The 9,443-nt window shown below is 63.3% G+C and carries 8 protein-coding genes; 3 read left to right on the top strand and 5 right to left on the bottom strand.

Translation table 11 applies throughout. From position 1 onward, the window contains the following. The 5 genes from QZ501_RS13780 to QZ501_RS13800 all read right to left on the bottom strand — a co-directional run. The coding region (locus QZ501_RS13780) for a biotin/lipoyl-binding protein (protein WP_295720299.1) at positions 1–392 on the bottom strand (392 nt) is incomplete at its 3' end. Between the two features lie 124 nt (positions 393–516). Beyond that, on the bottom strand, positions 517–1,956 hold the full coding sequence (locus QZ501_RS13785; protein ID WP_151440690.1) for an efflux transporter outer membrane subunit: 1,440 nt from the start codon (positions 1,954–1,956) through the stop codon (positions 517–519). Continuing rightward, positions 1,949–5,089 (bottom strand): multidrug efflux RND transporter permease subunit, encoded by a 3,141-nt coding sequence (locus QZ501_RS13790; RefSeq protein ID WP_151440691.1) that lies wholly within the window; start codon positions 5,087–5,089, stop codon positions 1,949–1,951. Before QZ501_RS13790 ends, QZ501_RS13785 begins: the two co-directional genes overlap by 8 nt. After that, a complete protein-coding gene (locus QZ501_RS13795; RefSeq protein ID WP_160898394.1) occupies positions 5,089–6,303 on the bottom strand; it encodes an efflux RND transporter periplasmic adaptor subunit in 1,215 nt (404 codons plus the stop codon). The genes QZ501_RS13790 and QZ501_RS13795 overlap by 1 nt, the downstream gene beginning before the upstream one ends. A gap of 56 nt (positions 6,304–6,359) precedes the next feature. Beyond that, positions 6,360–6,980, bottom strand: coding sequence for a TetR/AcrR family transcriptional regulator (locus QZ501_RS13800; protein ID WP_160898393.1), 621 nt, complete (start codon positions 6,978–6,980; stop codon positions 6,360–6,362). Positions 6,981–7,125: 145 nt separating this feature from the next. Here QZ501_RS13800 and tcdA point away from each other — a divergent pair, with 145 nt between their 5' ends. The 3 genes from tcdA to QZ501_RS13815 all read left to right on the top strand — a co-directional run. After that, on the top strand, positions 7,126–7,944 hold the full coding sequence (gene tcdA, locus QZ501_RS13805) for a tRNA cyclic N6-threonylcarbamoyladenosine(37) synthase TcdA (protein ID WP_295720305.1): 819 nt from the start codon (positions 7,126–7,128) through the stop codon (positions 7,942–7,944). A gap of 2 nt (positions 7,945–7,946) precedes the next feature. After that, positions 7,947–8,792 (top strand): fructosamine kinase family protein, encoded by an 846-nt coding sequence (locus tag QZ501_RS13810; RefSeq protein WP_160898391.1) that lies wholly within the window; start codon positions 7,947–7,949, stop codon positions 8,790–8,792. A gap of 94 nt (positions 8,793–8,886) precedes the next feature. Continuing rightward, a partial coding sequence (locus QZ501_RS13815; protein WP_295720303.1) for a hypothetical protein occupies positions 8,887–9,443 on the top strand: 557 nt, incomplete at its 3' end.

Below are 9,443 nucleotides of genomic sequence, written 5' to 3' on the forward strand. Positions count from 1 at the left end.
CGATTCCGCGCCTGATCCAGTTCCTGCTGTGAGGCGACATCGCGTTCGTGCAGCTGCTCCACGCGCCCCAGGTTCTGGCGGGCATCCGTCAGGTCGGCGCGGGCCTCGTCCAGGCTGGCCCGGGCCTGCTCCACACGAGCCTGTTCATCACTGTCCTCAAGCCGGACAATCAGCTCGCCCTCCGGAACGGCGTCGTCGACGTCGTAGGGCAGCTCGACAACGGTTCCCGCTGTCTGGGCGGATACTGTGCTTTCCCGCACAGCCTCGATCATGCCATCAAGGCGGAGGGTTTCTGTCAGCGTTTCCCGCTTCACATCCACCCACTGTGCTGAGGCGGCCTGGACTGCGCCCGAAAGGCAGAAGCAGAGAACCATCATGAGGGCTCGGCGCATGCCTGCCTCCTTAAATTTAGTGTAACCTAATATTTAAGTCTAGCACCCGCATGGCCTGGCAGGAAGGTGGCGGCTGCCGGCTCCGCGCTTACACGGGCCGGCAAACCTGTAAACAGAGCCCTGGTCAGGAGTCTCCGCTCTCCGGCTCAACCGCCTTGCCGTCGGCCCAGCCGCCGCCCATCGCCTTGAACAGCGTGGCCGTGGCGTTGAGCCGGTCGCGGATGGCATTGGTGAGGGTCAGCTCCGCGTCCAACAGGACGCGCTGGGTATCCTGCACCGTCAGGAAGTCCGTGAGGCCTTCCTCGTAGCGCAGCTCGGCCAGCTCCAGCGTTTTCTCCAGCGCCTCGACCTGATCCCGGAGCCGGCTTACCCGTTCATCCGTGGCCTCATACACGGCCAGCGCATCGCGGACCTCGCGGAACGCCTGCTGCAGAGTGACCCGGTACTGGGTTTCAGCCTGGTCACGCAGGCTCTGGGCCGCCTCCACACGTGCTTTGTTACGACCGAAGTCGAAGATGGGGCCGAGCACGGAGGCGCCGATTTCCCAGGTTTCCGCCGGACCGGTAAACAGGTCATCCGACTCGATGGCCGCGCTGCCGAAGGAGCCACGCAGATTGAAACTGGGCAGGCGCTGCGCCTGGGCGACGCCGACCTCCTCGGTCGCCGCAATGATGGCCGCCTCGGCCGCACGGATATCCGGCCGCCGCTCCAGCAGATCCGAGGGCAGCACTTCCGGGACTTCCTCAGGCAGGGTGATGTCACTGAGGCTGCCTTCGCCGAAATCCAGCTCGCTGGTGAGTTCGCGCGGGGTCATGCCCACAAGCACACCCAGGGCCGTCTTGAGCTGGGCGACACGCTGACGCTGCTGGGGCACCAGCGCACGGGTTGCTTCCAGTTCGGACACCGCCTGGCGTAGGGTCAGCTCATTGGTATCGCCGCCCTCGTAGCGCGCCCGCTCGATCCGCACGGTTTCCTCGCGCGTCTCCAGAGTGCGCTCAGTGATGGCGAGGGAGCGCTGGGCCGCTCGCAGCTCGGTGTAGGTGGCCACCACATCCGCAACCGTGCTCAGACGCACCGAGTCATGGGTGAACACCGATTCCTGCAGCGCCGCCTCGGCGGCATCGCTCTGACTCTCGAGCTTCCCCCAGAGGTCCACCTCATAGCTGAGCAGGCCGGTTACCGAGAACATGTTGCTGGTGGTACCGCCACCCAGCGGGTTGGCCGCCCCGGATTCACGCCCACGGGCGGCATCGGCCTGGCCTTCCACAGTCGGCATCTGCTGGGCGTCCGCCAGCCCCAGCCGCGCCCGCGCCTCCTGCAGCCGCTGGTACTGCAGCTGCATGTTGAGGTTGTCGTCCAGAGCCCGTTCCACCAGACGGTTGAGCACAGGGTCGTCAAACCGGTGCCACCAGTTGGACCAGTCAGCACGCTCCTCGCCGGTCAGCAGGACCTCGTCCGGCCATTCCTCCGGCAGATCCACCTGGGGCTCTTCGTATGCCGGGCCGACCGCACAGCCGGCCAGGAGCAGAGGGAACATCAGTGTTGCGAACAGTATCCTACGCATCGGAAACCTCTCTGGAGCTGTTGTTGCTCCCGCGATTGCTCAACCAGATCGAGAACTCCTCGAACAGCCGGTAGAACAGCGGCACGAAGAACAGGGCCAGGGTACTGGCGACGATCATGCCACCAACCACCACGGTGCCGATCTCCTGCCGGCTGGAAGCACCGGCGCCGGTCGCCACTACCAGTGGCAGCGAACCGATGATGAAGGTCAGCGCCGTCATCATGATGGCCCGGAAACGCTGCTGGGCTGCCGCAATCGCAGCATCCTTCGGTGACAGGCCCTCGCTGCGGTTCTGGGCCGCGAACTCCACAATCAGGATGGCGTTCTTCGCCGCCAGGCCGATCAGCACCAGCAGCCCCACCTGGAAATAGATGTCGTTGGGGAAGCCACGCAACAGGGCGGCCAGAGCCGCGCCGAATACACCGAAGGGGATGGCCGTGGCCACCGCCAGCGGGAGCGTCAGGCGTTCATACTGCGCCGCCAGGATCAGGAACACCATGACCAGGCCCAGAGCAAACGCGATGGTCCCGGCCTGGCCGGCAGCCTGGAGTTGATAACCCTGCCCAATCCACCCGAGTGGCGTGTTGGCCCCCAGATTCTCGTCAGCCACCTCGCGCAGCGCCTTCATAGCATCGCCGGTGGTGTAGCCCGGTGCCGGGTCGGCGGCGATGTTGGCCGCGGGGTAGACATTGAATCGGTTGATGATATCGGCCCCGGTCTCGCGGGTCAGTGTGACCAGCGAGCTGAGAGGGATCATCTGACCGCTGTTGGAACGCACGAAGACACGGCGCAGATCCTCGGGCCGGCTGCGGAACTCACCCTCGGCCTGCATGTTCACCTGCCAGTTACGCCCCTGCATAGTGAAGTCATTCACGTAGAAGGTGCCGAAGGTACTCTGCATAGCGGAGAACACCTCACCGATGGGCACATCCAGGGCCCTCGCCTTCTGACGGTCCACTTCGGCCTTATAGCGCGGAATGCTCACATCCAGATCGGTCCGGGCATTGGTGAGCACCGGATGCTGGTTCGCGGCCTTCACCACTTTCTGGGCCAGCGCATGGAGTTCCTTGGTACTCATGCCGCGCTGATCCTGAATAAACGCCTCCACGCCACCGGTGAGGGACAGCCCCTGGATCGGCGGCGGAGAGAACGACATGACATTCGCCTCTTCCACTCCTGCACCCATGCCCATGATTTTCTTGGACACGGCAGACGCTGACTGCCCTGGCCCCTGACGCTCAGCCCAGTCCTTCAGCGTTACGAATGCGATTCCGGCATTGGAACGGCTGGCACCGGCCAGAAGATCGTAGCCGGCGAAGGCCACAACGTTCTCGACTTCGGGCAGATTCAGCACATTACCAACCAGCTCCTCACGCACCGCCTCGGTCCGCCCGAGCGCCGATGCCGGCGGCAGGTAGGAGGCCATCAGTACATAGCCCTGGTCCTCCTGGGGCACCAGTCCCGAGGGCAAGCGGTCCAGCATCCAGAGGGTACTGCCGATGAACAGGAAGAAAAGCGCCACACCAATCACGGCATGATTCAGGATCCAGGTCACACCGCCCACGAACCCATTGGTGATTTTCTCGAAGGCGGCATTGAACCATTGGAAGGGCTTTGAGACGTCCTTGGGTTCACCATCCAGCAACCGGGCACACATGGCCGGGGTCAGCGTTAGCGCCACAATGCCGGAAATCACGATGGAGACCGCGATAGTCACCGCGAACTGGCGGTAGAGCTCACCGGTCAGCCCCCCCAGGAACCCAACGGGCGCGAACACGGCAACCAGCACCAGGGTGGAGGAAACCACGGCTCCGGATACCTGCCCCATGGTCTCCACGGAGGCGCCGTACGCCGTCATGCCGTGCTCCTGCATCAACCGTTCCACGTTCTCCATCACAATGATGGCGTTGTCCACCACCACCCCGATGGCAAGAATCAGTCCGAACAGGGTAAGCAGATTCACCGAGAAGCCGAGCACCGTCATCCCGGCAAAGGTACCGATCAGGGCAACCGGAATGGCCGCCAGCGGGATCAGCGTGGCACGCAGGTGCTGGAGAAAGATGAACGTCACCACCGACACCAGAACCAGGGCGATCACCAGTGTGATCAGAACCTCCTGAATCGACATCTTGATGAAAGTGGTGGTGTCGTAGGGGATATCGTACTGGATGTCCTCCGGAAACCGATCCTCCAGCTTCTGGAGTGCTTCACGCACATTGGTAGCGGTCTCGAGCGCGTTGGCCCCGGGCTGCAGGTAGACCCCGACCGGCACCGCCGCCTGGCCGTTGAAGCTGGCCGTGAAGTTATAGTTCTGCGCGCCCAGCTCGACCCGCGCGACATCGCCGAGACGCAGCGAAGCGCCATCGCTCGTGGTCCGCAGCATGATGTCCTCGAATTCGCTGGGATCACTCATCTGCTGCGGTGTGGAGACACTGAATGTGAACGCCTGGTCCACGGGCGCCGGCTGCCCACCGAGACGGCCTGCTGCGTACTGGGCGTTCTGGGAACGCAGGGCACTGGCGACGTCCATCGGAGAGATGTTGTATTCCGCCATCTTGTCCGGCTGCAACCAGATGCGCATGGAATAGTCCTTGGCGCCGAAGAGAGAGGCGTTACCCACACCCGGAGTCCGGACCAGCTCGTCGATGACGTTCAGCAGCGCGTAGTTGGAGATTTCGATGGTACCGGTGTCCCCGGACTTCGAGGACAGCGCCACGACCTGGAGAATCGAGGTGGAGCGGGCCTCAACGGTAACGCCCTGATCACGCACGGCCTGGGGCAGGCTGGCCATGGCCCGCTGGACACGGTTATTGACGTTGATGGTGGCCTGGTCCGGATCGGTGCCAACCTCGAAGGACACCGTGATCTGCACGCTGCCGGCGTTGGTGCTCCCCGACTCCATATAAATCATGTCGTCGACGCCGTTGATCTCCTGCTCCAGTGGCGCCGCCACACTGTCGGCCAGAACTTCAGCACTTGCACCAGGGTACCTGGCCTCAACCACGACTTCGGGCGGCACCACGTTCGGGTACTGCTTCACCGGCAGCCCCATGAGCGAGGCCGCGCCGGCGATCAGGATGATAATGGAGATGACCGCCGAGAAAATCGGGCGGTCAATGAAGAATCGGAACATCAGTTACTCTCCCCGCCTTTCTCGCCGTCTTTCTGACCATCCTTCCCGGCGCCTTCGACTTTCACCTTCATCCCGGGCTGACGGATGCCGGCCATACCGCCGACCACCACGCGTTCACCGGCTTCAAGCCCGTCCGTGATGATGCGGCGACCATCAACCACCTGCCCTGTCTTAACCGAGCGTGGCTGCGCCTTGTTGTCCTCGGTCAGCACAAAGACCTGCAGACCGCCATTCTGGCCGTCGCCTATGGCCTTGGCGGGCACGGTCACCACATCATCGAGCGTCTTCAGCTTCACCCGGATGCGCACGAACTGACCCGGCACGATGCGCTGTTCTTCATTGGGGAATACGGCACGGGCGGTAACGGTACCGGTCTCCGCATCGATGGTGCTGGCCGTGAAGTCAATGGTACCGGTGTGTTCGTATTCGGAGCCGTCCGGCAGGATCAGCTTCGCGGTGCTGCGGTGATCGCCATTACCATCCGACTGCATGGCTTCCCGCGCCCGCCGGCGCGCCGCAGCATCGTTCTCCGGCAGCGCAAAGCGCACATGGACCGGGTTCATCTGGGTGATGTGAGTGAGTTCGGTACCGCGCTCGATCAGGTTGCCCTCGGACTGGGTCTCGAGGCCCGTCACACCGGTCACGGGTGCTTCCACATCGGTGTAGCCCAGTTCCAGTTCGGCACGGGCAACCTCGGCTTCTGCAACCGCAACCTGGGCCTGTGCCAGCTCAAATGCGGACTGCGCATTGTCCCGCTCACGCTCACTCACAGCGTTCTTCTGGTAGAGACTGGATACCCGGTTCCATTCCCGCTCAGCCTGGCTGAGATCCGCCTGCGCGGACTGGAGCTGGGCTTTAGCGGCCTGCAGGGCCACCTCAAAGGGTTCCGGGTCGATACGGAACAGGGGCTCACCCTGCTCGACCACCTTGCCCTCGTCGTAAAGGCGCTCTTCCAGAACACCCTCGACGCGGGCCCGCACAGCCACTTCACGGGCACCCCTGACACGCCCCGCATAGTCCTCGCGGATGGTCACATCCTCGGTCTGAACCTCAGTAACCGACACCGGGGGCGGCGGCATCCCAGCTCCTTTCTGCCCCTGGCCATTGCCGCCACAGGCAGCCAGCCCCAACGTCAGCACCAGCACGGTACTGACGCCGCCAATACGACGGGCTCGGCTGCCCCCTATGACTTCTGTCCGGGTCAACTGATTCATGGTTCCTTTCTCTCCGCAAAGTCTCAATCGGTGTGGAAAAGCTGTGTTCAGCCTGCTCAGCTCTCGGGCTTGAGGATGCCCCTGAACAATAATTCGCTGATTTCGTCCGCCCGCTCCGCACGCGATTCCCGATCGCCTGCAAGCAGCTGGGAAAAGACCGCCCCATAGAGCAGGTCGCTGAAGACCTCCTGGGCCAGCGCCGGCGACATGTCAGGTCGCATACGGCCCTGCTCAATCAGCTTCTCGAAGCGTGCCCGCCATTTGCCGCCGCTGGTTTCCTGATAAACAAAGTAAAGAGGCTTTCCATTCTTCGGAAACTCCGCCCGTTCCTGGATGAAAAGCTCCACCGTCTCAGGGTTGCACTCAAAAAACTCCAGGTAACGGTGAATGCCAAGGCGCAGCTGTTCGAGGGGATCCTCCAGCGGGTCGACCGCCTCGTTCACATAACAGGTCAGGTCCTCCAGCGCCTTTTCCACTGTTGCCATGAAGAGAGTCTCCTTGCTGGCAAAACAGCGGTACACCGTCCCCTTACCCGCGCCTGCGCGCTCGGCAATGCGATCCATCTCCGCGCAACGGTACCCAACCTCCGCGAACACCACGGCGGCGGCCTCCAGGACCTCCCTGCGGCGCTGTTCCGGTGCCTTGTGGGTGCGCGTCGGGCGCGAGGAATCGGTCACGTGTATCGGCCTCTTGAAGATGGACTGACCAGTCCGTCTAATCATACGCCCGCTAAAATGGACTGACAAGTCCGTAATCCTGAACCCCGGTTTCTGGTAGAATCCGCACAAACCGAGACCCCCCCCCATTACGGAGCCACCCATGATGACGCCGGATTCCTTTTCCCAGCGCTTCGGAGGCATGGAGCGCCTCTACGGCCAGGACACCGCCCGATCCCTCGCCGCCGCCCATGTCGCCATTGCCGGCGTCGGCGGCGTGGGTTCATGGGCGGCCGAGGCGCTCGCCCGCAGCGGCATCGGGGCTCTTACCCTGATCGACATGGATGACATCTGTGTGACCAACACCAACCGCCAGGTCCACACGCTGGTGGGAACCATCGGGCGCCCGAAGGTTGAGGTGATGGCCGAACGGCTGCGGGCAATCAACCCGGAATGCCGGGTTACAGCAGTTCCGCAGTTTGTGACCACCCGCAGCATGGAGAGTGTGCTTCCCGGGAACTGCGATGCGGTGGTGGACGCCATCGATAGCGTCAACCACAAGGCGGCCCTTCTGGCCCACTGCCGCCGGCGCAAACAATGGGTGATCTGCGCCGGGGGCGCTGGGGGACAGATGGACCCAACCCGAATCCGCGTGGCCGACCTGAGTCGCACCACCCAGGACCCGTTGCTGGCCAAGGTACGGAACCTGCTCCGCCGTGAATACGGCTTCCCACGCAACCCGAAGCGGCGCTTTACTATCCCCGCCATCTATTCCGAGGAACAGCTCACCTACCCCACGCCGGAGGGCGGCACTACCCATGAAAAGCCCGGTGACGGCCCAACCCGGTTGGACTGCAGCACGGGCTTTGGCGCCGCCAGTTTCGTGACCGGCACCTTCGGCTTCGTGGCCGCCTCGAAGGTGCTTGAACATCTGGCCCGCCGCCATGAAACAATGCGCGCCAGAGCACAAACCGACGACGAGTGACCATGGCCCGCATCCCCGAGAGCCTCGCAGCACAGATCGACAGCCCGATTGCCACCGCCCAGCCAGTCGGCGGGGGCAGCATCAACGATGCCGCCCGGCTGACGCTCGAAGACGGTCGGATGCTGTTTCTCAAGACTCACCCCTCACCACCGGCCGGCTTTTTCGAGGCGGAAGCGGCCGGGTTGCAGGCACTGGGCAACGCGAATGCCGTGCGCATTCCCGCGGTGGTCGCGGTCGCAGAGGAGGGGCTGATTCTGGAATGGCTGGATGGCCGCCCCGGCCAGGACTTCGCCCGGCAGCTCGGGGAACAACTGGCGCAACTGCACAGCGTTACCGCCGGGGAGTTCGGTTTCGGGCGGGACAACTTCTGCGGGCTCACGCCCCAGCCCAACCCCCGCATGCAGGACGGCTTCCGTTTCTTTGCCGAGGCGCGTCTTCTGCACCAGGGCCGCATGGCTCAGGACAGCGGTCGTCTTGAGCGGGCTGATGTCAAGAAACTCGAATGGGTCGCTGGCCGGCTCGACCGCTGGATTCCAGAACAGCCCGCCAGCCTGATCCACGGCGACCTGTGGTCCGGCAACATCCACTGCGGCCCCGGCGGCGAACCGGTACTGATCGACCCGGCGACCCACTATGGCTGGGCCGAGGCAGACCTCGCCATGACCACGATGTTCGGCAGTCAGCCACCGGGGTTCTACGAAGCCTATCTGGCGAACAGTCCGGTTGATTCCGACTGGCAAGAGCGCGCGCCCCTTTATAACCTCTACCATGAACTCAACCACCTCAACCTCTTCGGTGGTCCCTGGGCGGGCGGCGTACGCCGGACCCTCCAGCGCTTCGGGGCATAAACCTGTCTTACCTTATAGTTGCGGGACTGAACCATTAAGCCTAGCCTGACGTATTAAGTGTCGTAACGTCGCCGCAGGCAGTAGGAAGTCGCGCATGCAGTCACCCAGCATTGGATGTCTCACCCGGGATCCTGGGTCCTTCTCCGAGTCCCGCTGGCACTATGCCAGCAGCCTGAATGAGCTCCGCGAGCAGGGCGAATATGATGTGGTGCTCGTGGATCTGGACGCTGCTGACGCTGCAGACGTGGTCTTTCTGCTCCGCTGCGATGCCCGCTACCACCTGACACTGATCTACGCCGGACGGGACCGGACCGGTAACGCACCGGAACTCAGTGACGGGTCGATTCCAACAGATCCGAACGCCATTACCGAAGCCTGGCGCAAATGGCACCAGAGACTCTCAGAGTTCAACCGGGGTCGCTACCCGGAACGCTTCGACGAGTACGTGCTTGCCTGGCTCTGGACCCGCCCGGAAGGGCGCCTCAAGCCAGTACGCCACCCGCATCATGCCCAGTTCTACTACTACCCCCTGCTGAGTGCGTTCGCCGACAACGAGCCGGTCAATGAGATGGTCTGGCTCCAGCTTATGATGGAACAGGGCTGGCTGGAACGGGGACCGCTCACCGATCGCATACGCCTCTGCACCCATTG

This window comes from uncultured Halovibrio sp., assembly GCF_913056445.1.
GTDB lineage: Bacteria > Pseudomonadota > Gammaproteobacteria > Pseudomonadales > Oleiphilaceae > Halospina > Halospina utahensis_B.